Annotated in this window: 21 protein-coding genes and 1 other RNA gene; 14 read left to right on the top strand and 8 right to left on the bottom strand. The window is 64.1% G+C overall.

The genetic code is table 11. From position 1 onward, the window contains the following. Positions 1–30: 30 nt before the first annotated feature. From QYH69_RS09380 to trxA, 6 genes are all read right to left on the bottom strand, one after another. Positions 31–1440: an MATE family efflux transporter gene (locus tag QYH69_RS09380; RefSeq protein WP_308831601.1), complete on the bottom strand. Its 1410-nt coding sequence runs from the start codon at positions 1438–1440 to the stop codon at positions 31–33. Further along, positions 1437–3197 carry a glycosyltransferase family 39 protein gene (locus QYH69_RS09385; protein ID WP_308831602.1) on the bottom strand — a complete coding sequence of 587 codons (1761 nt, stop codon included), beginning with the start codon at positions 3195–3197 and terminating at the stop codon, positions 1437–1439. The genes QYH69_RS09380 and QYH69_RS09385 overlap by 4 nt, the downstream gene beginning before the upstream one ends. 571 nt (positions 3198–3768) lie before the next feature. Then, positions 3769–4032, bottom strand: coding sequence for a type B 50S ribosomal protein L31 (locus QYH69_RS09390; protein ID WP_075158829.1), 264 nt, complete (start codon positions 4030–4032; stop codon positions 3769–3771). A gap of 213 nt (positions 4033–4245) precedes the next feature. After that, positions 4246–5085 carry a zinc-dependent peptidase gene (locus QYH69_RS09395; protein ID WP_308831603.1) on the bottom strand — a complete coding sequence of 280 codons (840 nt, stop codon included), beginning with the start codon at positions 5083–5085 and terminating at the stop codon, positions 4246–4248. A 258-nt stretch (positions 5086–5343) separates the two neighbouring features. Continuing rightward, on the bottom strand, positions 5344–6606 hold the full coding sequence (gene rho, locus QYH69_RS09400) for a transcription termination factor Rho (RefSeq protein ID WP_075157316.1): 1263 nt from the start codon (positions 6604–6606) through the stop codon (positions 5344–5346). A gap of 426 nt (positions 6607–7032) precedes the next feature. Beyond that, on the bottom strand, positions 7033–7359 hold the full coding sequence (gene trxA, locus QYH69_RS09405) for a thioredoxin TrxA (RefSeq protein WP_006048864.1): 327 nt from the start codon (positions 7357–7359) through the stop codon (positions 7033–7035). 369 nt (positions 7360–7728) lie between these two features. Here trxA and ffs point away from each other — a divergent pair. The 8 genes from ffs to QYH69_RS09445 all read left to right on the top strand — a co-directional run bounded on the left by ffs (position 7729) and on the right by QYH69_RS09445 (position 16057). Next, an RNA gene (ffs, locus tag QYH69_RS09410) (signal recognition particle sRNA small type) lies at positions 7729–7827 on the top strand. Between the two features lie 325 nt (positions 7828–8152). Then, a complete protein-coding gene (locus tag QYH69_RS09415; protein ID WP_308831604.1) occupies positions 8153–10810 on the top strand; it encodes a DNA polymerase III subunit gamma/tau in 2658 nt (885 codons plus the stop codon). Positions 10811–11015: 205 nt separating this feature from the next. Next, a complete protein-coding gene (locus QYH69_RS09420; RefSeq protein ID WP_308831605.1) occupies positions 11016–11342 on the top strand; it encodes a YbaB/EbfC family nucleoid-associated protein in 327 nt (108 codons plus the stop codon). A 45-nt stretch (positions 11343–11387) separates the two neighbouring features. Beyond that, positions 11388–11984, top strand: a complete 597-nt coding sequence (gene recR, locus QYH69_RS09425; protein ID WP_075157313.1) for a recombination mediator RecR — start codon at positions 11388–11390, stop codon at positions 11982–11984. 57 nt (positions 11985–12041) lie between these two features. Then, positions 12042–13271 carry a CaiB/BaiF CoA-transferase family protein gene (locus tag QYH69_RS09430; protein ID WP_308831606.1) on the top strand — a complete coding sequence of 410 codons (1230 nt, stop codon included), beginning with the start codon at positions 12042–12044 and terminating at the stop codon, positions 13269–13271. A gap of 59 nt (positions 13272–13330) precedes the next feature. Continuing rightward, positions 13331–14371, top strand: a complete 1041-nt coding sequence (locus QYH69_RS09435) for an ABC transporter substrate-binding protein (protein WP_308831607.1) — start codon at positions 13331–13333, stop codon at positions 14369–14371. Positions 14372–14381: 10 nt separating this feature from the next. Beyond that, a complete protein-coding gene (locus tag QYH69_RS09440; RefSeq protein ID WP_308831608.1) occupies positions 14382–15194 on the top strand; it encodes an ABC transporter ATP-binding protein in 813 nt (270 codons plus the stop codon). A gap of 38 nt (positions 15195–15232) precedes the next feature. Next, positions 15233–16057, top strand: a complete 825-nt coding sequence (locus tag QYH69_RS09445) for an ABC transporter permease (RefSeq protein ID WP_308831609.1) — start codon at positions 15233–15235, stop codon at positions 16055–16057. A 141-nt stretch (positions 16058–16198) separates the two neighbouring features. Here QYH69_RS09445 and QYH69_RS09450 read toward each other — a convergent pair whose 3' ends face one another. Further along, a complete protein-coding gene (locus tag QYH69_RS09450; protein WP_308831610.1) occupies positions 16199–17173 on the bottom strand; it encodes an NADPH:quinone oxidoreductase family protein in 975 nt (324 codons plus the stop codon). A gap of 275 nt (positions 17174–17448) precedes the next feature. On the opposite strand from QYH69_RS09450, the gene surE reads away from it, so the two are divergent. The 5 genes from surE to QYH69_RS09475 are packed head-to-tail and all read left to right on the top strand — an operon-like array spanning position 17449 to position 22064. Next, the gene (gene surE, locus QYH69_RS09455) at positions 17449–18207 is read left to right on the top strand and encodes a 5'/3'-nucleotidase SurE (protein WP_308831611.1); all 759 of its coding nucleotides are present in this window, start codon (positions 17449–17451) and stop codon (positions 18205–18207) included. After that, positions 18204–19211 carry a protein-L-isoaspartate(D-aspartate) O-methyltransferase gene (locus QYH69_RS09460; protein ID WP_308831612.1) on the top strand — a complete coding sequence of 336 codons (1008 nt, stop codon included), beginning with the start codon at positions 18204–18206 and terminating at the stop codon, positions 19209–19211. Before surE ends, QYH69_RS09460 begins: the two co-directional genes overlap by 4 nt. An 11-nt stretch (positions 19212–19222) precedes the next feature. Continuing rightward, positions 19223–20170: a peptidoglycan DD-metalloendopeptidase family protein gene (locus QYH69_RS09465; protein ID WP_308831668.1), complete on the top strand. Its 948-nt coding sequence runs from the start codon at positions 19223–19225 to the stop codon at positions 20168–20170. Between the two features lie 12 nt (positions 20171–20182). Continuing rightward, complete coding sequence (gene rpoS, locus QYH69_RS09470; RefSeq protein ID WP_308831613.1) at positions 20183–21283, top strand: RNA polymerase sigma factor RpoS; 1101 nt, start codon at positions 20183–20185, stop codon at positions 21281–21283. A gap of 4 nt (positions 21284–21287) precedes the next feature. After that, on the top strand, positions 21288–22064 hold the full coding sequence (locus QYH69_RS09475; RefSeq protein ID WP_308831614.1) for a 3'-5' exonuclease: 777 nt from the start codon (positions 21288–21290) through the stop codon (positions 22062–22064). Positions 22065–22146: 82 nt separating this feature from the next. Here QYH69_RS09475 and QYH69_RS09480 read toward each other — a convergent pair whose 3' ends face one another. Further along, positions 22147–23010 carry an endonuclease/exonuclease/phosphatase family protein gene (locus QYH69_RS09480; protein ID WP_308831615.1) on the bottom strand — a complete coding sequence of 288 codons (864 nt, stop codon included), beginning with the start codon at positions 23008–23010 and terminating at the stop codon, positions 22147–22149. A gap of 272 nt (positions 23011–23282) precedes the next feature. On the opposite strand from QYH69_RS09480, the gene rlmD reads away from it, so the two are divergent. Next, entirely contained in the window at positions 23283–24617 is a 1335-nt protein-coding gene (gene rlmD / locus QYH69_RS09485) for a 23S rRNA (uracil(1939)-C(5))-methyltransferase RlmD (protein WP_308831669.1), read from the top strand. Positions 24618–24702: the final 85 nt, after the last annotated feature.

Genomic DNA, 24702 nt, shown 5'->3' on the forward strand with positions numbered 1-24702 from the left:
GCGCCCGAAAACGCGGTGCGGCGCCGCGTGCTACGACGCGTCGCGCGCGTCGTCGGCCTGTACAGGGCGGAGGCTGACGTTGTGCCAGTAGAACAGCAACGCGACGCCCGCCACCGCGAGACTCAAGGTATTCGCCACCCAGAAACCGCGCGCGCCGGTCAACCACGGCGGCACGACGCCGCCCACGTTGAACCCGAGCAGATAGCCGCCGCCGAGCCCGACGCCCCACAGCGCGACGGCATAGATCGCAGTCGGCACGATCACGATCCGGTAGGCGCGCAGCACGAATGCGGACGTGACCTGCAACGCGTCGCAGATGTGATAGATCGCGACGATCAACACGAGCGGCAGCGCGGCGGCCGTCACGTGCTCGTTGGTCGTGTAGCCTGCCACGATCAATGGACGCAGCGCGAGCACGATCGCGCAGAAGCAGCATGCAATCGCGCATGCCATGACGATGCCGTGCCGCGCGAGGGTGCGCGCCGCCGCATCGTGCCGCGCTCCGAGCGCACGCGCGACGAGCGTCGAGGTCGCGATGCCGATCGACAGCGGCGTCATATACAGCACGGCGCCGAGGTTCGCGGCAATCTGGTGCCCCGCGAGCGTGGTCGTGCCGAAGCGCGCGATAAACAGCGCCATGAACGTGTATGACGTCACTTCGATCAGATACGACGCGCCCATCGGAATGCCGAGTTTCAACAGCGCGAACTGGCGCTCGCGGACCGGCCAGCAGAAGCGCGCGAAAATCGCGAATGGCCTGAAGACCTCGAGCTTCACGAGCAGCAGCAAGGCGGTCGCGCCGAGCAGCCAGTTCAGCAGCGTGCTTGCGAGCGCGCAGCCGGGACCGCCGGCGGCAGGCACGCCAAGGCCGCCGAAAATCAGCCACAGGTTCAGCGGGATTTTTAGCGCGAGCGCGCCGACCTGCAGGAACATCACGAGTCGTGGGTGGCCGACAGCAGTCGCGAGCGCGGAATAGACGCGAAATACGAGCGCTGCCGGCAACCCGAACGCGAGAATCTGCAGATAGGCGACGGTGCGCTCGCGCAGCGCATCGGGCGCGTGCGCGAGCTGCAGCAGCGGGGTGGGGAAGTACAGGATCAGAAAGCCGATTGCCGTCAGCGCCGCGGCGAGCCATAGCGCCTGCCGCACGTCTTCGCCGATTTCCTCATGACGCCCGGCGCCGTACGAGAGTCCGACGATCGGCTGCAGGGCGGTCAGAATGCCGGTCAGCGCGATGTAGACCGAGATATAGATCGACGCGCCGAGTCCGAGCGCCGCCAGATCCGTCGACGAATAGCGTCCGACCATCGCGGTGTCCATCACGCCGAACGCAATGATCGCGAGCTGGCCGATCAGTACCGGCCACGCGAGCACCGCGATCTTGCGGAGGTTCGCGAGAAAGGGCGCGCCGAGCGGCGATTCGCGCACTGTCGGATTCACTGCGGCGTTTTAGGCCGCACGTTGCGCCGCTTGACCGGCGGCTTCGGACGGTCGATTCGCACGTACAGCCGGAAACGCTCGTCGCGGTCGGCCGCGCGGCGGCCTTCCCAGACGAGCTTCCAGACGAAGTTCGACATCGAACTCGGTTCGCCGAAGTCCTGCGTGTCCTGGCGCAGGATCACGTCGCAATCGTCGTCGGCGAACGAGAAGTGCATGCCGCCGAAATAGGCGAAGGTGGCGATCTGTGCGTTGCCGAGGCGCACCGGCGATATGCACGAGTAGTCTTCGGGCAAATGTGCGGCGATCTGCTGCGCGACGTCCTTGTAGGTCCGGCTGTAGTTGACGATCGGCAGCCACAGCGTCATGAGCAGCACCCACATCAGCGTCGTGCCCGCGCTCGACAGGACGACGCTGCGCCACAACACCTTCGGGTGTCGCGCGACGCGCCATTGCACGAGCGCCATCCAGCAGACGGTCACCGCCATTGCGCAGATCAGCGACACGATCTTGAATTGAGGCACATAGCCGGGCACGAGCCGCGACAGGTTGCGCGCGAGGAAGAACGGGAAGCCCGTCATCGATGCGAGCCAGACGAGCCAGACGAACGAGCCGAGCACGGTGAAGCTCAACACTGCGAACCAGTCGAATGCATTGATCGCGCCGCGCTTCAGCGTCGGCAGCGCGAAGGCGGCGAGCACCGACAGCGCGGGCAGCGGCAGCATATACAGGCGGTTCGTCTCCGAGCTTTGCAGCACGACGAGCGCGAAAAGCGGGCCGATCACCGCGAGCGGAATCGCGATATGCGGCGCGCGGCGCAAGCCCGACCAGCTGATCCATGCCCAGATCGCGAGCGGCCACGCCGGCCATGTGAAAAGCGGCAGATTCTTCAGCGCATACAGCAGCACCGGTCCGAACGGGCCCATGAACGAATTGAGGCTGCCGCGCATCCACTGATTCAGGAACCAGACGCCGTCGGCCGGAAACGCGGCGAGCACGGCAATCGGCCAGGATATCGACAGCGCGAGCGCGACGGGCAGGCCCGCGATCAGCAGCCAGCGCGTGCGCGCTTCGCGCACGATCAGCGTCATGACGAAGGTGCCGACGAGCAGCGCGCCGACCAGCACGGGGCTGCCCGTCAACATGACGAGGCCGAGGCCGCCGCCCCAGATCAGCGTACCCTGTATCGGCTTGTCGAGCATGCGCACGAGACCGTAGACGAGCATCGAGATACAGAAGAACTGCGCGAGCGCGGGCGTGGTCTCGTGACCGCGCTCGGCGAGGCCGAAGCACGCGAGCAGGATCAGTAGCGCGCCGTCGCCGAGCGTGCGGCCGTAGTCGCGCGGTTCCGGTTCGCCGCCGAATGCGTATTTGAACGGCTGCACCTCGGGGCGCCGGCCGAGCAGATAGGCGCCGTACCAGACGAACGCACAGGCCGCGCAGAAGAGCAGGCCCGTGAAAACGCGCGATGCGTTGCTCGCGTCGACCCATGGCGCGAGCGCGCGGATTGCGGCGGCGCCGAGCCAGTAGCCGAGCGGTCCATCGGATGTGATGAATTTCCCGACGAGGTTCGGCAGCAGCCAGTCGTGCAGATTGCCGTTCGCCATCGTCCACATCACGCCGAAGCCGGCCGCGTCCTCGTTTTTCCACGGGTCGCGGCCGAACAGGCCGAACGACGCGTAGATCACGCAGATGGCGAGCAGCAGGGAGCGCGGCAAAGCGCTGGTCGCGGAGGCGGTGAGTCGGACAACGGGTCTCATGCGGTGTTATTGATCGTGATGAAGCGTTTTTTCGGGACGCGATGGACGTTCTGGGAGCAAGCGGTCGAACAGCAAGCGGTTGGACAGCAAGGCAACCCCGGTATCGAACACGGGGTTTGCCACTGGTTTTGTCCCGGCGTGCAGCGCGGCGCCCCGGCCGGTTTTGAGCATCCGGCATTGTAGACGCGCGCGGCGCTGCACGTCATGAACGTGTAACAGGCAGCATGGCGTGCCGACAACCAGGTGTTGACAACGGCGCATTGCTAATGGCGATTTTGCTGCGGTCGCCGCCGGTTCGGTATCCGATGTTTGGGCCCGCATGGCGGGCCGTCGCCGCACGCGCGGCTTGCATCGACGTGAAATCGGCGTGAAGCTCGGCCTGCTTTTTCCGCTTTGTCTGTATGGACGCGCAGGCGGCGCTGGCGCGGCGATCGATATCGTGACAGGTCGAGTGAGGGCCGGTTTGGTCCGGCCGATAAAAAAGGGCAGCGTATGCTGCCCTTTCTGGTGTTGTGCTGCGCGGGTCGAGCATTGCGTGTCGTCCCGGCGCCGCGAAGTTCGCGACGCGCGCTTACTTCGTGGCCTTGCCCGTTGCGCGGGCACCGAACTTCTTGTTGAACTTCTCGACGCGGCCGGCCGTGTCCATGATCTTCTGCTGGCCCGTGTAGAACGGATGCGATTCCGACGACACTTCGATCTTCGCGTGCGGGTAGCTCTTGCCTTCGAATTCAGCGGTGTCGCGCGTCTGGATGGTCGAACGCGTCACGAACTTGAAGCCGTTCGACATGTCTTCGAACAGCACTTCGCGGTAATTGGGGTGAATGCCTTCTTTCATGGTCTTTCCTCTGATCGGGCGGTAGCCAGCCTGCGAATCCTGATGTGCCTCAGCCTGGTGCAGCGAGTGCCCGGTGAGCGCCTCGGTAGGCGAGGCAGTAGTCAACTCAGTGAACGAACTCAGTGCGCGGATCCGTAAGCCACTTGCCTAAGGTCGAAAAACCGCGATTATGCCAGAAAATCAGGCGCTTGGCGAGAATTTCGTCAGATATTTCTAATCAGCTGCGGCTGTGCGCAGCACGCCTGTTTTCGCCGGATCCTGCCGGTAATAGCGGGCCAGCAGCCGGTAAAGCTCCGGATACCCGGCTTCGAACTCGCGCGGCTTGACGAACAGCGCTTCGCTGCAGACAGCGAAAAATTCCGACGGATGATCGGCCGCGTAGGGATCGATCAGCGACTCGCGCTCGAAACGCGCCCAGCGGCGATCGGGCACCGCATCTACCCGCGCGCAGAAATGGTCGTATGCACGATCGAACACGTTGGCCCAGGCGGTGCTGTCGAGTGGCGCGTGCAGCCTGCGAAAAAGCGGCGGGTGACCGTCCGCGTCGCCCGTCACCATGTCGATCTTGTGCGCGAATTCGTGGATCACGACGTTGTACGCGTCGCTGCCGTCCGTCATTTGTGCGTCTTCCCACGAAAGCACGACGGGGCCCCCTTCCCATGCTTCGCCGCTCGCATCGTGTTCGACTTCGTGGACGACGCCGTCTTCGTCCTCGACGGTCTTGCGGATCACGAACTCGCCCGGATAGACGATGATGCCGACCCAGCCGCGATACAGTTCGAGGCCGAGATTGAGCACCGGCAGACACGCCTGGACCGCGATCGCGACGCAAATCTCGTCGGTCAGTTCGAGTTCATGCGCGGTCGAGAATTCTTTCTGCGCGAGAAAGAGGCTCGTCAGCTCGCGCAGACGCCGCTGATCTTCGACGTCGAGACACGCGAGAAACGGCAGGGCGCCAAGCGTTTTTTGCCATAGCGCGTCGGACACCGCGTGGGTGCGCAGCGCACGTTTGCGGCGGCGTGTGTCGATCCACTGAGTCAGTTTCGAGAGCATTGCTGAAGGCGGCGACGTCACGCGCAATGACGCAATGACGATTTTCGTGGCCGTGGTTTTTCCGGACAGCGATGATTTTAATCGCGCCGGGCTCGGCCCTGCGCATTGTGCGACTCGACGCGACGCGCGATGATTCGCGGCGCCGGCCTGACTCCATGCTCGATGAGAATAAGCCCGCGAATGCGGGCGTATTCAACTAACTCTAACGCGCTGATTGCAGCGCTGATTTGCAGCGCTGGTTCGAAGCAGGCCAGTGCGTCAACCGCCGCGGCGCATCATGTCGAAGAACTCGGAGTTGTTCTTCGTCTGGCGGATCTTGTCGAGCAGGAATTCCATTGCTTCGACTTCGTCCATGTCGTGAATGAACTTGCGCAGCACCCAGATCTTTTGCAGGATCTCGGGCTTGATCAGCAGCTCTTCGCGGCGCGTGCCCGACTTGTTCAGGTTGATCGACGGATAGACACGCTTTTCCGCGAGACGACGCTCGAGGTGCACTTCCATATTGCCGGTGCCCTTGAACTCTTCATAGATCACGTCGTCCATGCGGCTACCGGTTTCGATGAGCGCGGTGCCGATAATTGTCAGCGAGCCGCCTTCCTCGATATTGCGAGCCGCACCGAAGAAGCGCTTCGGACGCTGCAGCGCATTGGCATCGACACCGCCCGTGAGCACTTTGCCCGATGCCGGCACGACCGTGTTGTACGCGCGTGCGAGACGCGTGATCGAATCGAGCAGAATCACGACGTCGTTCTTCATTTCAACGAGGCGCTTCGCTTTTTCGATCACCATTTCGGCAACCTGCACGTGACGCGCGGCCGGTTCGTCGAACGTCGACGCGATCACTTCGCCCGCCACCGAGCGTTGCATTTCCGTCACTTCTTCAGGACGTTCGTCGATCAGCAGCACGAACAGCACGACGTCCGGATGGTTCTGCTTGATCGCGTGCGCAATATGCTGAAGCATCACGGTCTTGCCGGACTTCGGCGACGCGACGAGCAGGCCGCGCTGGCCTTTGCCGATCGGCGCGATCATGTCGATGATGCGGCCCGTGACGTTTTCTTCGCCGCGCATTTCACGTTCGAGCAGCAGCACCTTGTTCGGGTGCAGCGGCGTCAGATTCTCGAACATGATCTTGTGCTTCGACGCCTCCGGCGGTTGGCCGTTGACCTTGTCGACTTTCACCAGCGCGAAATAGCGTTCGCCGTCTTTCGGCGTGCGCACTTCGCCTTCGATCGTATCGCCCGTATGCAGATTGAAACGGCGGATTTGTGACGGACTGATGTAAATGTCGTCCGTACTCGCGAGATACGACGTTTCCGGCGAGCGCAGGAAACCGAAACCGTCCGGCAGCACTTCGAGCGTGCCGTCACCGAAGATCGTTTCGCCCGTCTTCGCGCGCTTTTTGAGAATGGCGAACATCAATTCCTGCTTGCGCAGGCGGTTCGCACTTTCGATCTCGAGGCCATTGGCCATTTCGATCAACTGTGACACGTGCAGAGTCTTAAGCTCGGATAAATGCATACGGAGAACCCGCAGGAGAAGGTGCGACCTGAAAAGAAATCTGGGAGGAGAGTTGAGCGGAACCGCTCAGGGACTTATTCGTCTTTTCGACGTTTTGTGAATTCTAGCATAGCACACGCGTGCTACGGCTTGCGTGGCGGACCGGCCGCTTTGTTTTGCCCGTGTTGTGAACCCACAACAACAGGCCATTCAGCACAGAACCTGGAGGGACGGTGAAAGCTTTTTAACCCGGCAATTCATCCGGGCACCCTGACCGTCGGTCCGACCCGGCGCGATCTCCCCCGGTATGCACGCGTGCGTCGCGCGGCAAACCGGATGGAGGAGCGGGTGTCGGCGACGCCGCACTCGCGGAATTAACCGGTCGCAAAACACGACAATAAAAGAGTCGCAATAAAACGCGCCGGCAAATCGTTCAATTAAAGCTGTTTAAAGGTTACCGTCGAGGAACGCGGTGAGCTGCGACTTCGACAGCGCACCGACCTTCTGTGCGGCGACTGCGCCGTTCTTGAAGAGAATCAGCGTCGGGATACCGCGCACGCCGAACTTGACCGGCGTGGACTGATGCTCATCGACGTTGATCTTCGCGATCTGCAGGCGGTCTGCGTAGTCCTTTGCGACTTCGTCGAGGATCGGTGCAATCATTTTGCACGGACCGCACCATTCCGCCCAGAAATCGAGCAGTACGGGTTTATCCGATTTCACAACGTCCTGTTCGAACGATGCGTCGCTGATGTGCTTGATTTGTTCGCTCATTGTCTGAATACCTCATCCGGTTCGAGGCCTGCCTGAATGCTCGCCACGATACATCAAAACTGAAGAAAATCTCCGTTCGCTTTACCGCAAAGAAAGGCTCAACCGAATGACGTTCGAGGGTCTGTGGGGACTGACTGCTAAGAACCTGCGAAGGCGCTCGGCGCTTGGCTTTACGGGTCACTTGCACGCAGTTTAGCCTAATTCGCTATGTGCTGCCCGTGGTGATAGTACCCATCCCGGACAGCAGGAGCGGCGCGCTGCGGCGGGTTTGCCGCAACCCTCTGCCGTTCCTTTCCGCACCTATCTGGAGGTGGCGGCGGCGAACACAAGGGTTAGGAGATTTGCCGCCGCGATGATAGAATGCGACGTGACGGGCCTCCTCGCATGGAGGTGCGGTCAACCTGGTCAGGTCGGGAACGAAGCAGCCACAGCCGTTTTCCACCAGTGCCGAGGGTCGGGCTCGTCACCTTCCTGTTTTCCCGTGTTTCCCACTTCCTCTGCCTTTTGCGCGTCGCGTTCTGCGTCGCTGGTTCCATCTCGTTCCACGCGTGTCCGTTGACGAGTTTGCGTCCGCCTCGCTTTCGCCGACCCGCTTTCCTTTTAATTTTGCGCGCGGTTTTCGCCTTGGCACGCTTTTGCGTGCGGGCACGCGCGAGACGCCTCACGCTAATGGCCGTTTTCTATCGGGCCATTAGCCAAATACAATAGAGCGCTCAAACCTGTTTCTCCCATTCGCTTTGCTGCCGACGGTCGAGCCGGCTTTGTGCTGATGCGTTGCTGATACAATTTCCCGATGACCTATCAAGTTCTCGCACGCAAGTGGCGGCCGAAAGATTTCGCGTCGCTCGTCGGACAGGAGCACGTGGTGCGCGCGCTCACGCATGCGCTCGATGGCGGCCGCCTGCATCACGCTTATCTGTTCACCGGCACACGCGGCGTCGGCAAGACGACGCTGTCGCGCATCTTCGCCAAGGCGCTCAACTGCGAAACCGGCGTAACCGCCACGCCATGCGGCGTGTGCCGCGCATGCCGCGAGATCGACGAAGGCCGCTTCGTCGATTATGTCGAGATGGATGCGGCGAGCAATCGCGGGGTCGACGAAATGGCGGCGCTGCTCGAGCGCGCGGTCTATGCGCCCGTCGATGCGCGCTTCAAGGTCTATATGATCGACGAAGTGCACATGCTGACGAACCATGCGTTCAACGCGATGCTGAAAACGCTGGAAGAACCGCCGCCGCACGTCAAGTTCATTCTGGCGACCACCGACCCGCAGAAAATTCCCGTCACGGTGCTCTCGCGCTGTCTGCAGTTCAATCTGAAGCAGATGCCGGCCGGCCATATCGTGTCGCATCTCGAGCGGATTCTCGGCGAGGAGCAGATCGCATTCGAAGCGCAGGCGTTGCGATTGCTCTCGCGCGCAGCGGACGGTTCGATGCGCGATGCGTTGTCGCTGACCGACCAGGCGATTGCGTATTCGGCAAACCAGGTGACCGAAGAAGCCGTGCGCGGCATGCTGGGCGCACTCGATCAAAGCTACCTGATCCGGCTGCTCGACGCGCTCGCGGCGAACGACGGCCCCGCAGTGCTCGCGGTGGCCGATGAAATGGCGCTGCGCAGCCTGTCGTTTTCGACGGCGCTGCAAGACCTCGCGAGCTTGCTGCACCGGATCGGTTGGGCGCAGTTTGCGCCGTCGTCGGTGCTCGACGAATGGCCCGAGGCCGGCGATGTGCGGCGTTTTGCCGATGCGTTGAGTCCGGAGCAGGTGCAACTGTTCTATCAGATCGCGACGATCGGCCGAAGCGAACTCGGTCTCGCGCCTGACGAATACGCGGGCTTTACGATGACCCTGCTGCGCATGCTCGCCTTCGAACCGGCAGCCAACGGCGGCGGGGGCGCGGCGGGCGGTGGGCCGGCATCCGCGGCGCGGCCCGGTGGCCAGCAAAGCGGGGCGGGCGGCGGCCGGCGCGCGGGCGCGCCCGCGGTGACCGCGCAGCAAACTGTTGTGCCGCAGGCGCCGACGCCGCGCCGTACGGCATCGGCCGACGCGCAGGAAGCGGATGTCGCGTTCGATGCGGCGAATGTGGACGTCGGGTCCGCTGCTGCTGACCAGACGGCCGCGATGCGAGAGCCAGCGCATGAAGCGCGCGGACAGCAAGCGGTATCGGTTCCGGCGGGCGCAAGCAATGCATTGTCGGGCGGCAACGCCGATTCAGCGGAAACCGCCGTTCGGCGAGGCACGCTGGCCGCGCATGCCACAGGGGCTTCGACACCCGCACGAGCCGAAGCGCCGACACCATCGGTTTCGGGCTCCGAAAATTCCGAGGGTGCCGAAAGCGGTGCGCGGACGGCCGGCGTCGATGCGGATGCCGGTGCGACACCGAGCGCTGGCGCATCCGCCGCAGTCGAGCCAGTGCCGGTCCCAGCCGCGTCTGCCGCGGCCGTGCAACAGCGTTTCATCGACGCGGCGGCGCAAGCGCAGGACCCGGAGCCGGCACCCACGTCATCTTCGACACAACCGTCAACGCAACCGGCCGACGGTGCGCCGCGTCGCGGCGGCGGCGCGAGTGCGGCACTCGACGTATTGCGCAATGCGGGCATGAAGCTGGCGGGCGGCGGCAGCAGGCCGAATGCGTCAGCGTCAGCGGTGCCTGCAAAAGCGGCACCGGTGCCGCCGAAGCCCGCCGCGCCGCGCGTCGCGGTACCGACGCCCGAGCCCGCGCGCCGTGCCCAGGCACAGGCCCAGCAGCAGGACAACGCGTCATCTCGCGCCGCTTCGTCGCGCGCGGGCGCAAAGGCCGGTGCGGGCAGCAGCGCCACGGTGCCGCCCTGGGAGGACATCCCGCCCGACGCCGCGGGCGCACTCGACGACTACGTCCCGATGTCCGCGGACGACGCGTTTTTCGCGCCGCCGGACGACGGTTTCGCGCCGGTCTTCGACAGCGGTGCCAACGATCTCCGCGTGAGCCCGGCCGCCGCGCCGGCGCCGGCCGTCGACACGCGTCCGTTGCCGCCGGCCGTGCCGCTCGACACACTGGGCTTTCACGGCGATTGGCCGGCGCTTGCCGCCGGCCTGCCGCTCAAGGGTATTTCGTATCAGCTCGCGTTCAACAGCGAGTTGATGGCGCTCGACGGCACGACGCTGAAGCTCAACGTGCCGGTTCCGCAGTACGCGGATGCGGCGCAAGTCGCAAAGCTGAAGGCCGCGCTGGCCGAGCGGTTGGGCCGTTCGGTCGAGGTCGTCGTGGAAGTCGGCCCGGCGCGCCGCACGGCGGCCGCGCTCGATGCCGCGGCGCGCGCGCAACGCCAGCAGGAAGCGGAGCGGGAGATCGGCGCAGACCCGTTCGTGCAGTCGCTGATCCGCGAGTTCGGCGCGAGCATCGTGCCGGGCTCGATTCGCCCGTTGATGCCGGCGGCGCAGGGTGGCGCGGGCGGCGCGAGCGCCGCGCACTGACCCACGCCATAGACAGAACTGGACAACCCGAAGCAAACGGCTCGAAACAAACCAAACCAATCGAAACAAACCACACCGGCCCGAACCGGGACAGTATTAGAAACCCGAAGCGCGAGCATAAAGCGCAAACCCAAAGCGAACTTGCGGCGCTTGAGCGACACTGAAGCGTTCCGCGCATCCCATACGATCAAGAAGGAGCACGTCCATGATGAAAGGCCAACTCGCGGGACTGATGAAGCAGGCCCAGCAGATGCAGGAAAACATGAAGAAGATGCAGGAGGAGCTCGCGCAGATCGAGGTCGAGGGCCAGTCGGGCGCCGGTCTCGTGAAGGTGACGATGACCTGCAAGAACGACGTGCGTCGCGTGTCGATCGATCCGTCCTTGCTTGCAGACGACAAGGACATGCTCGAGGATCTCGTCGCGGCCGCGTTCAACGATGCGGTGCGCAAGGCCGAGACGACCGCACAGGAGAAGATGGGCGGCATGACCGCGGGTATGCCGTTGCCGCCGGGCTTCAAGCTGCCTTTCTAAATTACGGTTTTCAATCCGGGCCCGGCATTTGCGCCAGAAATCCGCATGAAACAACCGTCCGCCTTGTCGGCGCTCGTCGAAGCGCTGCGCGCACTGCCCGGCGTCGGGCCGAAGTCCGCGCAGCGCATCGCCTATCACCTGATGCAGCATGATCGCGACGGCGCGCAGAAGCTCGGCCGGTCGCTGCTCTATGCGACCGAGCATCTGCAGCACTGCGAGAAGTGCAATACGTTCACCGAAGCGCAGATCTGCGAAGTCTGCAGCGATCCGGAGCGCGATCCGACGCTGCTGTGCGTCGTCGAAACGCCGGCCGACCAGATCATGCTCGAGCAGACCATGACCTACCGCGGCCTTTACTTCGTGCTGATGGGGCGTCTGAGTCCGCTCGACGGCATCGGTCCGAAGGAGATCCACTTCGATCGCCTCGTCAGGCGCGCTGCCGACGGCGTCGTCAAGGAAGTCGTGCTCGCGACCAACTTCACGAACGAAGGCGAAGCGACCGCGCATTACCTCGGGCAGACGCTGAAAGCACGCGGCCTGTCGGTCACGCGTCTCGCGCGCGGCGTGCCGGTCGGCGGCGAACTCGAATACGTCGACGCGGGCACGATCGCGCGGGCGATGCTCGACCGGCGCTCGATGTAGGTCGAGGCGGTTCGAAGTTCGACGCAGTCCGATGTAACCCATGATCGAAGGACACCCATGAACGCGACGAACGCCACTCACACCGCTCACGCAGGCGGCCCGCTCGCAGGCGTGAAGGTGCTCGAGCTCGGCACCCTGATTGCCGGTCCGTTCGCCGCGCGCTTTCTCGGCGAATTCGGCGCGGAAGTGATCAAGATCGAAGACCCGAAGGGCGGCGATCCGCTGCGCAAATGGCGCAAGCTGTATCCCGAGGCAGGCGGCACATCGCTGTGGTGGGCCGTGCAGGCGCGCAATAAAAAATCGGTGACGGTCAACCTGAAGGCCGAAGAGGGCAAGGAAATCGTGCGGCGTCTCGCGAAGGAAGCGGACATCGTCATCGAAAATTTTCGCCCGGGGCTGCTCGAGAAGCTCGAGCTCGGCTACGACGTATTGTCGGCCGGGAACCCCGGTCTCGTCATGGTGCGGCTCTCCGGTTACGGTCAGAGCGGCCCGTATCGCGATCGTCCCGGATTCGGGGCGATTGCCGAAGCGATGGGCGGCTTGCGGCACATTACCGGTTACCCCGATCTGCCGCCGCCGCGCATCGGCATTTCGATCGGCGATTCGATCGCGGCGCTGCACGGCGTGATCGGTGCGCTGATGGCGATGCATCACCGGCAGGTGAACGGCGGCAAAGGCCAGGTCGTCGATGTCGCGCTGTACGAGGCGGTCTTCAACATGATGGAGAGCGTCGTGCCCGAGTACGGCGTCTATGGCATGGTGCGCGAACGTACGGGCGCGTCGCTGCCCGGTATCGTGCCGTCCAATACATATCCGTGCCGCGATGGCAGTATCGTGATCGGCGGCAACAGCGATCCGATCTTCAGGCGCCTGATGCTTGCGATCGGCCGCGACGATCTGGCCAACGACCCCGAGCTTGCGCATAACGATGGGCGTGTGCCGCGCACGCAGGAAATCGACGGCGCGATCGCCGCGTGGCTCTCGACGCGCGCGATCGACGAGGCGCTCGCCGTGCTGAACGCGGCCGACGTGCCGGCCGGCCGCATCTACAGCGTCGCGGATATGTTCACCGATCCGCAGTACCTCGCGCGTCAGATGATCCAGACCTTCAAGTGGCAGGACGGCGAGGAGATTGCGCTGCCCGCGGTGACGCCGAAGTTTTCGGACACGCCCGGCGACACGCGCTGGCTCGGTCCGCAACTCGGCGAGCATACCGACGAGATCCTGCAATCGCTGGGTTATGATGCGGACCACATCGCAAGGTTGCATGCGCAACAGGTCGTCTGACTCGAGCGCTGCAAGCGCACACCACAAGCACAAGTAGAAAAGAAACGGAGATTGCAACGATGCAACGCAGAACCTTTCTGGCCGGCACCGCGGCGCTCGCGGGCACGGCGATCGCAGCCCATTCGCCGTTCGCATTCGGGCAAGCGAAACTCGAGACGCGCAAGGTCGCGATCGCGGTCGGCGGCAAGAACCTTTTCTATTACTTGCCGCTGACTATCGCGGAGCGGCGCAACTACTTCAAGGACGAAGGGCTCGACGTCGAAATCTCGGATTTCGCGGGCGGTTCGCAGGCATTGAAGGCGGCCGTCGGCGGCAGTGCCGATGTCGTGTCGGGCGCGTTCGAACACACGCTGCTGCTGCAGGCGCAGCATCAGACGTTCCGTGAATTCGTGCTGCAAGGACGTGCACCGCAGATCGTGCTGGCCGTGTCGAAGAAGACGATGCCGAACTATAAAACGATCGCCGATCTGAAAGGCAAGAAGATCGGCGTGACCGCGCCCGGTTCGTCGACGGCGATCATGGCGAGCTTCGTGATCGCGAAAGCGGGGCTGACTGCGAAGGACGTGTCGTTTATCGGAGTCGGCGCGGGCGCCGGCGCGGTCGCCGCACTGCAGGCCGGACAGATCGACGCGCTTGCAAATCTCGATCCGGTGATGACGAAACTCGAGCGCGCGGGCGATATTCGCGTGATTTCCGATACGCGCACGCTAGCCGATACGCATGCGGTGTTCGGTGGCGATATGCCGGCCGGTTGCCTGTATGCGTCGCAAAGCTTTATCGACAAGCATCCGAATACGACGCAGGCGCTAACCAATGCGATGGTGCGCGCACTCAAATGGCTGCAAACGGCGAGCGACAACGACGTCGCCAATGCCGTGCCCGAGTCGTATCTGCTCGGCGACCGCGCGTTGTATATCGCGGCCTGGCAGCACGTGAAGCCGGCCATTTCGCCCGATGGACTGATGGCCGCCGATGGACCCGCAACGTCGCTGAAAACGCTGCAGGCGTTCGATGCGACCGTGCAAGGCAAGCCGATCGATCTGTCGAAAGCGTGGACCAACGACTTCGTGAAGAAGGCGCTCGCGACGGTCAAGGCCTAGGTGCGAGACGATGACGGTCCCGGCACTCGCGCTCGACGGTATCACCTGCACCTTCGCTTCGCGCGACGAACGCGGCGCGCGTTACACCGCTGTCAAAGATGCAACGCTGCATATCGCGCCCGGCGAGTTCGTCTCGGTGGTCGGCCCGACCGGCTGCGGCAAGTCGACCCTGCTGAACGTCGGCGCCGGTCTGCTTGCGCCGTCGGCGGGTTCGGTCAGCGTGTTCGGCGAACCGTTGAGCGGCATCAACCGTCGCGCGGGCTATATGTTTCAGGCCGACGCGCTGATGCCGTGGCGTTCCGCGCTCGAAAACGTGATGGCCGGGCTGTCGTTCCATAACGTGCCGCGCGCCGAAGCGCGCGAACGCGCGCAAGCGTGGCTGAAGCGCGTCGGTCTGGGCGGTTTCGGCGACCGCTATCCGCATCAGTTGTCGGGTGGCATGCGCAAGCGCGTCGCGATGGCGCAGACGCTGATTCTCGATCCCGACATCGTGCTGATGGACGAGCCGTTCTCGGCGCTCGATATCCAGACGCGCCAGCTCATGGAAAACGAACTGCTCGACCTGTGGGCCGCGAAGCGCAAAGCCGTGCTCTTCATCACGCACGATCTCGACGAAGCGATCGCGATGTCCGATCGCGTCGTCGTGCTGTCGGCGGGTCCGGCGACGCGGCCGATCGGCGAATTCGCCATCGATTTGCAACGCCCGCGCGACGTCGCCGAGATCCGCTCGGATGCGCGCTTCGTCGAACTGCATGCGCGGATCTGGAGCGTGCTGCGCGATGAGGTACTGAAGGGCTATCGGCAACAACTGAAAGCGGTATGAGCGGCGCACGCGCGAACAGCGAAAGGACCTGACGACCGATGTGGAAGATGCTGCGTCCGAACCGGGCGAACCTCGTGATCTGGCAGTGGCTGCTGCTCGTGCTGTGCTTCGTGCTCTGGTACGTGCTGACGAGCCCGACGCTTTTACCCGCTTTCTATTTCGACAACCCGAACAAGGCTGCGTTCCTGTTCGGCGAGCCGCAGAAAGTCATCGTGCGAATCTGGCAGTGGTTCACGTCGGGCGAAATCTATATTCACTTGTGGATCACGCTCGTCGAGACCGTGCTCGCATTCGTGATCGGCACCGTGCTCGGGCTCGCGGTCGGCTTGTGGCTCGCGCTGGCGCCCGTTGCGAGCGCGTTGTTCGACCCGTACATCAAAGCCGCGAATTCGATGCCGCGCGTGATTCTGGCGCCGATCTTCGGCGTATGGTTCGGTCTTGGGATCGGATCGAAGGTCGCGCTTGGCGTGACACTCGTGTTTTTTATCGTGTTCTTCAACGTCTATCAGGGCGTCAAGGAAGTGAGCCCCGTCGTGCTCGCGAATGCGCGGATGCTCGGTGCGAATCGTCAGCAGCTGCTGCGCAATGTATATCTGCCTAGCGCGATGAGCTGGGTGTTTTCGAGTTTGCACACGTCGGTCGGGCTCGCGTTCGTCGGCTCGGTGGTAGGCGAATATCTGGGCTCCGCGCGTGGCGTCGGTTATCTGATTCTGCAGGCCGAGGGCACGTTCGATATCAACACCGTGTTCGCCGGCATTCTCGTGCTGACCGCGTTTGCGCTGATTCTCGACGGCATTGTCGGCGTGATCGAGCGGCGTTTCATGAAGTGGCAGCCGGCGAGCGGCGAAACGGACAAGCTGTGAGCGTGAGGTGATCTACGATCACAGCGCGTGCCGTTAACGCGCAATCAGTGAGCGCCCGGTGCGGCCCCGGTGCGGGCGCGGGGCATCTTAGTGCTCCCTCAGCGCCTCAAACGATGCGTATGCAATTCGCGCTGGGCGCCCTCAGGGCGTGATCACCACTTTCCCCACCACGCGCCGCGCCGCAATATCGTTGAGCGCCTGCGCCGCTTCTTCTAGCGCATAGTGCGCCGATACGAACGGCCGCAGCTTGCCGCTTCTGATCCATCCGGTCATCTCGACGAAAGCGGCGGCCTCGCGCTCGGGCTCGCGCTTCGTAAACTCCCCCCAGAACACGCCGACAATACTCGCGCCCTTGAGCAGTGCGAGATTGAGCGGCAACTTCGGGATCTCTCCGTTCGCGAAACCGACCACCAGATAGCGGCCGCGCCAGCCGATGCTGCGAAACGCGGGCTCGGTGTAGACGCCGCCGACCGGATCGTAGATCACGTCGGGGCCGCGCGCGTCGGTCAGCGCCGCGATGCGCTCGCGCAGGTCGTCGGTCGCATAGTCGATCGTCGCATCGGCGCCGTGCTCGACGCATACGGCGAGCTTTGCCTCGCTCGATGCCGCCGCGATGACGCGCGCGCCGAGCGCCTTGCCGATTTCGACCGCTGCGAGGCCGACGCCGCCCGCCGCACCGAGCACGAGCAAGGTTTCGCCGGCCTTCAGCGCTGCGCGGTCGGCGAGCGCATGGTACGACGTGCCGTAGGTCAGCGAAAACGCAGCGGCGATGTCGAACGGCGCATCGTCGGGCAACGGCACGCAGGCGTTGGCGGCCGCGCGCGCCTGCTCCGCATAGCCGCCATGCGCGATATAGGCGACCACGCGCATGCCCGGTTTCAGGCGTGTCACGCCTTCGCCGGTCGCGCGCACGACGCCCGCGACTTCGGCGCCGGGCGAGAAGGGCAGCGGCGGCTTCAACTGATACCGGTTCTCGATGATCAGCACGTCCGCGAAGTTGACCGTGGCCGCCTTCACGTCGATGACGACCTCGCCGGCCTGCGGTTGCAAATCCGGCAGTTCGTCGAGCGTGAGCATATCGGGCGGCCCGTATCGATGACAGCGGATGGCGCGCATGACGTCTCCTTTGAGCGGCGTTCGCAGACGGGCACAGGTGGGCGGACGCAGCGAGTGTAAAGCATGCTCGAACGACCGTGCGCGTCGTCCCGCCTGCGTTCGTGTCGCGCAGTGCCATGCCGCGTGTCGCGACGCGCTTGCCGATGTGCTTGCCGATGTGCTTCCCGTCGCGCGGCACATGCCTGTTGCGCGCATGTCGCGCGGGTGCTGCGCGATCGGCAATCGCACCATGCCATGTCGTTCGCGTGCCTTGTTTCCTCGGTTACAATCGCCGGATGCGAATCCTACTCAGCAACGACGATGGTTATCTGGCGCCGGGTCTCGCGGCGCTTTACGAAGCGCTGAAGCCGCTTGCCGACGTCACCGTGATGGCGCCCGAGCAGAACTGCAGTGGCGCATCGAATTCGTTGACGCTGTGGCGGCCGTTGTCGGTGCTGCGTTCCGCGAACGGCTTCTATTACGTGAACGGCACGCCGACCGACTCGGTTCACATCGCACTGACCGGCATGCTCGACCATACGCCGGACCTCGTGGTGTCGGGCATCAACAACGGTCAGAACATGGGCGAAGATACGCTGTACTCCGGCACTGTCGCCGCCGCGACCGAAGGCGTGATGTTCAACGTGCCCGCCATCGCGTTCTCGCTCGTCGATAAAGACTGGGTGCATCTCGAATCGGCGGCGCGTGTCGCTGCCGAAATCGTCAAACATTATCTCGACGCGCCGTTGCCGGGCCATCCGCTTCTTAACGTCAATATCCCGAACTTGCCGTACGAACAGTTGCGCGAGTGGCGCATCACGCGGCTCGGCAAGCGGCATCCGTCGCAACCGGTGATCCGGCAGACCAACCCGCGCGGCGAGCCGATCTACTGGATCGGCCCGTCCGGCAGCGCGCGCGACGCAAGCGAAGGCACGGACTTTCACGCGGTCTCGCAAGGTTACGTGTCGATCACGCCGCTGCAGCTCGATCTCACGCATACCGAGATGTTGCCCGCCACGCGCGACTGGGCGCGCGCCGGGAGCAGCGCTTCATGACGGGCGAGCGCGCGAAGCGCTTCCCGCTAGGCCTCGAGGATCTGGTGCGCGAACCGCGCCGGAGCGAAGCGCGTTCGGGTGACGCGCGCCCGGCGAAAACCGCGGTCCTGGATGGCCGTTTATCGGGCGGCTCCGGGGGGGCCGGCAGTTCCGGCGCGGCTTCGTCTATCGGCGCCGGCGCGCGAGGCGCACGCGCGGCAGTGACCGCCAAACGCAACGAGCCTGCGAATAGCTCCGCCAAACGCATCACGAGCGGCATCGCGGGCGGCACCGCGAGCGCGCGTCAGCAACCGGCGCTAAGGCTGCCGGCTTCGCCCGAGCGCGCCGGCGCGCCGAATGTCCCGTTGAATCGTGCGCATGCGCTGACGTCGGAACGGGTCCGCGAACGCATGGTCGAACGGCTGCGAGCCAACGGGGTGGCGGACCCGCGCGTGCTGGACGCGATGGCGACGGTGCCGCGTCACATGTTCGTCGATCCAGGCCTTGCCACACAGGCTTACGAAGACGCGGCGCTGCCGATCGGCCATCACCAGACCATCTCCAAGCCGTCGGTGGTCGCGCGGATGATCGAACTGGCTGCCGCAGGGCGCGAACTCACCAACGTGCTCGAAATCGGCACCGGCTGCGGCTATCAGGCGGCGGTGCTAAGCCAGGTCGCGCGCGACGTGTATTCGATCGAGCGCATCAAGCCGTTATACGAGCGAGCGAAGACGAATCTTCGGCCACTGCGTATTCCGAATATTCGCTTGCATTACGGCGACGGCCGCATCGGTTTGCCGGCGGCGGCGCCGTTCGACGCGATCGTGATCGCGGCGGCCGGTCTCGACGTGCCGCAGGCCTTGCTCGAACAACTGGCGATCGGTGCGCGTCTCGTCGCGCCGGTCGGCACGCCGGACGGTCAGACGCAGGTGCTCACGCTCGTCGAACGCACGGGGCCCGCGCAGTGGCGGGAGTCGCGGCTTGATCGCGTTTTCTTTGTACCCTTAAAATCCGGAGTGATTTAAATCCGATGACTATCAGTAAGCTGCGCACGATGCAAAGAACCAGCACGAATGTCCGTCTGACCGTGGCTCAACGTGGTGTGTGCGTATTCGCGCTATCGCTGCTCGCGGCCTGCGCGACGCGCCTGGACAATGCGCCGGTCGTCGATCGCTCCGGCGCGCTCGGCACCGAAGCCTCGCAACAGGCGGCCCAGCCTCCGGCGCCGCTCGGCCCGCCGCCTCCGGGTTATTACCGGGTCAAGCCGGGCGACACGCTGTATCGGATCGCGCTCGAAAACGGCCAGAATTATCGCGATATCGCGACGTGGAACAATCTGACCAACCCGAATCAGATCGAAGTCGACCAGCTGCTGCGTGTGGCGCCGCCCGGCACGACGCCGACGGCGGCCACGCCGGGCGTCGCGACGGCGCCGATTGCCGGTGGTGCGGTGCAAAGCGCTCCGATCGCCGGCGCGCCCGCCGGTGGCGCGCCGGCTGCCGCGGGCGTCGCGCAGCCGCCGCTCTACGGCGCAACCAGCAACGCGCCCGGCGCGACGGCCACAACCATTCCGCCGCAGCCGCCGGCTGCCACGAGCGACGCGGCCGCGGCCGCGGGCAATGTGACATTCGCGTGGCCCGTGCGCGGACCGCTGCTCAACACGTTTGACGATTCGAAAAACAAAGGTTTGAATATTGGCGGAACCGTCGGGGAACCGGTCAAGGCTTCGGCGGACGGCCGGGTCGTTTATGCCGGAAATGGGCTGCGCGGTTACGGCAATCTCATTATCATCAAGCATGATGCAACGTACCTTACCGCCTATGCACATAACAGCGCTTTGATGGTAAAAGAGGGGGACGCGGTGACGAAGGGGCAGACAATTGCCCAGATGGGCAATAGCGATTCGGACCGTGTGATGTTGCATTTCGAAGTTCGCCGGCAGGGCAAGCCTGTCGACCCACTGAAGTATTTGCCGCCGCAATAAGCGATTACGACCATGCCGAAATCGAAGCGCCAACCACCGCAAGCCGAGACTGAGACGATCAGCCGTGCCACGCATGTATCGGTGGAAGACACGGGCGCTTCGGACCAGGACGACGACAGCATCGACGACCTCGACAACGGGGCCTCCGATTCCGAGGACAGCCGTTCGGGCGACGACGGCGAAGGCTCGGAAGGGCGCGAAGGCGCAAACGATGCCCCGTCGGACGCCGACGACTTTCGCGCACTGCTGCAGGCCGAACTGACCGCCGATACGATCCAGCACTATCTGAACCGGATCAGCGTCAAGCCGCTGCTGACGGTCGAGGAAGAGCAGCGGTTTTCGCGCCTCGCGAAGGCCGGCGAGTTCGAGGCTCGCCAGGTCATGATCGAGCGCAATCTGCGGCTCGTCGTCAGTATCGCGAAGGGCTATCTGAACCGGGGCGTGCCGCTGCTCGATCTGATCGAAGAGGGCAATCTCGGCCTGATGCACGCGATCGAGAAGTTCGACCCGACGCGCGGCTTCCGTTTCTCGACATACGCCACCTGGTGGATTCGCCAGAGCATTGAGCGCGCGATCATGAATCAGGCGCGCACGGTGCGGCTGCCTGTGCACGTGATCCGCGAACTGAACCAGGTGCTGCGTGCCAAGCGCCATCTGGAAAAGAACTCGATGAATTCGGGCGAAGCGGCGGACCGCCGCGACGCGAGCATCGACGACATCGCGTATCTGACCGGTAAAACCAGCGACGAAGTGACCGACATCCTCGCGCTGAACGAGCACACGGCGTCGCTCGATGCGCCGCTCGATCTCGACCCGGCCAGCAGTCTGCTCGATCTGTTGTCCGACGACCAGAGCCAGTCTCCCGATGCCGAGGTCCAGCATCGCGAACTGGAAACGCTTACACGCGCATGGCTTGCGCGCTTGTCCGACAAGCACCGCCATGTGATCGAGCGCCGTTTTGGCCTGAACCACATCGAGCCGGCCACGCTCGAGGAGCTGGCCGACGAAATGGGCCTGACACGCGAACGCGTGCGGCAGATCCAGCAGGAAGCGCTAGTGCGGCTCAAGCGCTTCTTCGCGTCCAATGGCGTACGCAAGGACGCCGTTCTCTAACCTGATGACTCCGATTCTCGTATTCGACATCGAGACGATTCCCGATGTCGCCGGCATTCGCCGGCTCGAAGATTTGCCCGCCACGTTATCCGATGCCGAAGTCGCGGATTTTGCCTTCGCCGCGCGCCGCGAAAAGACGGGCGGCGATTTCCTGCCGCATCATCTGCAGCGGATCGCGGCGATTTCATGCGTGTTCCGTGACGACAACGGCTTTCGCGTGCGTTCTCTAGGCACGCTTGCCGACGGCGAAGCGACGCTCGTCCAGTCGTTTTTTCGTGTGATCGAAAAGTACACGCCGCAGCTCGTGTCGTGGAACGGCGGCGGCTTCGACTTGCCCGTGCTGCACTATCGCGCGCTGGTCAACGGCGTAACCGCGAGCCGTTACTGGGACCTCGGCGAAGACGACCGCGAGTTCAAATGGAATAACTACATCAGCCGCTATCACGCGCGTCATACGGACCTGATGGACGTGCTCGCCATGTATCAGGCGCGCGCGAATGCGCCGCTCGATGCGCTTGCCAGGCTGTGCGGTTTTCCGGGCAAGCTCGGCATGGACGGCGGCCAGGTGTGGCAGGCGTTCCAGCAGGGGCGCGTCGAGGAAATTCGCAATTATTGCGAAACCGACGTGGTCAATACCTATCTGCTGTATTGCCGGTTCCAGCTGATGCGTGGCGGTTTTTCGGCCGACGAATACGCCGACGAAATCGCGTTCGTGAAAAACTCGCTCGCGCAGGAACCGGCTGCGCACTGGGCCGAATATCTCGCCGCGTTCGACGGCTAGATGTCCGCGCGGCGCTCCCGCATTGCAGCAGCGCGGAAGACGCCGTCGATGCCGCTCGCGCGGCGCAATCGCTCGATCAGGTTCAATCAATCTCCACCACGATCGGCTGATGATCGGACGCGCGCGTTGCACCGTCGATCTCGCAGCTGCGCAGCCTGCCGCGCAGATCCTCCGTGACGAACACGAAGTCGCATGTGAGCGGCCCGTCCTTCCATTGCTCGGTGTCGTACACGCCCGCCGTCGGCGGCGGCGTTGCGCCCGGATGCAGCGTCGTCCATGCGTCGATAAATGAAGCGCTGCCGTCGAGCGGCGCGATCATGCGCCGATAGGCGTCGCTGTCGTACGCACTGTTGAAATCGCCGCAGACGATTGCGCTGACGGGCCGGCTCGTGTCGACAAACGGCCCGATCGCGTTTTCCGCGGGCGCCGGATGGGCCGCATGCTGAGCCGCTTCCTGTTGCATATGGCGCAGCGCATCGACCTGCGCGAGCCGCTGCGGCAGCGAATAGAACTCGAGATGCGTGACGATGACGCGCAGCGGTCCACCGGGCGCGCGCAGCACGGCTTCGAGTGCGACACGCTGCATCGATGGCGCGTCGGCGTCGGCCGGCCATGGCAGCGAGTGGCGAATCACGCGTTCCACGGGCAGACGCGTGGCGAGCGCATTGCCGAACTGCCTGCGCGGCGCGCTGGGTCCGTCGAGCTTCAGTGGCGCGAGATCGGCGCCGATCGCGTCGAGCACCGTGTAACCGGGCAACTCGTCGGCGAGTTCGGCAAACTGGTCGTCGCCCGGATGGCCCGCGAGCACGTTGAAGCCGCGCGTCACTTCCTGCATGCACAGCACGTCGAAGTCGGCGAGGCGCTTCGCCTCGTTCACCATGCGCGGCAGGCTGACGTCGCCGCTCGCGCTGCGTCCCCACTGGACATTCCAGCTAATCAGTCGCATCGTCAAATCTCCGTTCGAGGTTCCCGTTCGTCTACAATCTCGCCTTTACTTCACCGTCTGTCAGGAAGTTGCTGGTGTCTGAAACCGTCCCCCGCGAAGCCTTAACTGCCGAAGCGAGCCCGCCCGCAGGCGCGGCGCCGAACTCCGCGGCGAACAACGCGACGCCCCATGCGCCGAATTTCGCGTCGAATTCCGCGCCCAAGCCGGCGCCGGGCAAAGCGGCAAAACGCAAAGCCGCCCGCGCGGGCGGCACCGCGACGCCGCCCGCCGCGTTGCCCGAACTCGACATCGAGTCGCTCGACATGGAAGCGCGCGGCGTCGGGCGTACCGTCACCGATGACGGCACGCCGGGCAAGGTCATCTTCGTCGAAGGTGCGCTGCCCGGCGAGCGCGTTACCTATTCGAGTTATAGAAGGAAGCCGAGTTTCGAACAGGCCGTTGCAGTCGATATCCTGCGCGAAAGCGTGATTCGTACCAGGCCGCAGTGCCGCTTCTTCGGCACCTGCGGCGGCTGCTCGATGCAGCATCTCGACGTGCGCGCGCAAATCGCCGTCAAGCAGCGCGTTCTCGAAGACAACCTAGCGCATCTCGCGAAGCTGCGTGCCGAAACGATTTTCCGCCCGATCCACGGGCCCTCGTGGGGCTATCGCTACCGTGCGCGTCTGACGGTGCGTAACGTCGTGAAAAAAGGCGGCGTGCTCGTCGGCTTTCACGAACGCAAAAGCAGTTACGTTGCCGACATGACGAGCTGCGAAGTGCTGCCGCCCCATGTGTCGGATCTGCTCGTGCCATTGCGCAGGCTCGTTGAGGGACTGTCGATTCGCGATCGCATGCCGCAGATCGAACTCGCGGTCGGCGCGACCGTCACGGCGCTCGTGCTGCGCGTGCTCGAACCGGTCAATGCCGCCGACGAACAGTTGTTGCGCGAATTCGCCGATGCGCACAACGTGCAGTTCTGGCTGCAGCCGAAGGGCCCCGATTCGGTCGTGCCGTTCTATCCGCTCGGCGTACAGCTCGACTACACGCTGCCCGAGTTCGGCATCCGCATGCCGTTTCTGCCGACGGACTTCACGCAGGTCAATCACCAGATCAACCGCGTGCTCGTGGGGCGGGCGTTGCGGCTGCTTGCGCCGTCGAAAACCGACCGCGTGCTCGATCTCTTCTGCGGGATCGGCAACTTCACGTTGCCGCTCGCGAGACTCGCGCGCGAAGCGGTCGGCATCGAAGGTAGCGAAACCTTGACCGCGCGCGCACTCGCCAATGCGAAGGAAAACGGTGTCGACGGTCATACATCGTTTGCATGCCGCAATCTGTTCGAAGTCAGTGCCGACGATTTACGCGCTTTAGGGCACTTCGACAAGTTTCTGATCGACCCGCCGCGCGAAGGCGCGCTGGCGGTATCGAAGGCGCTGGCCGATATCGCGCAAAGCGGCGACGGGCCGCTGCCGCAGCGCATCGTCTATGTGTCGTGCAATCCGGCGACGCTCGCGCGCGATGCGGGGCTGCTCGTGCATGAAGCCGGGTATCGGCTCAAGGGCGCGGGCGTGGTGAACATGTTTCCGCATACATCGCACGTCGAATCGATTGCGCTTTTCGAGCGCGATTGATCGCCGCCGATACGTCGCGCAGCCCGTGCGAAGGCTGCAAACAAAAACGCCACGGCATGCCGTGGCGTTTTTTATTATCGACGCA

The organism is Paraburkholderia sp. SARCC-3016, from assembly GCF_031119615.1.
Taxonomy (GTDB): Bacteria; Pseudomonadota; Gammaproteobacteria; order Burkholderiales; family Burkholderiaceae; genus Paraburkholderia.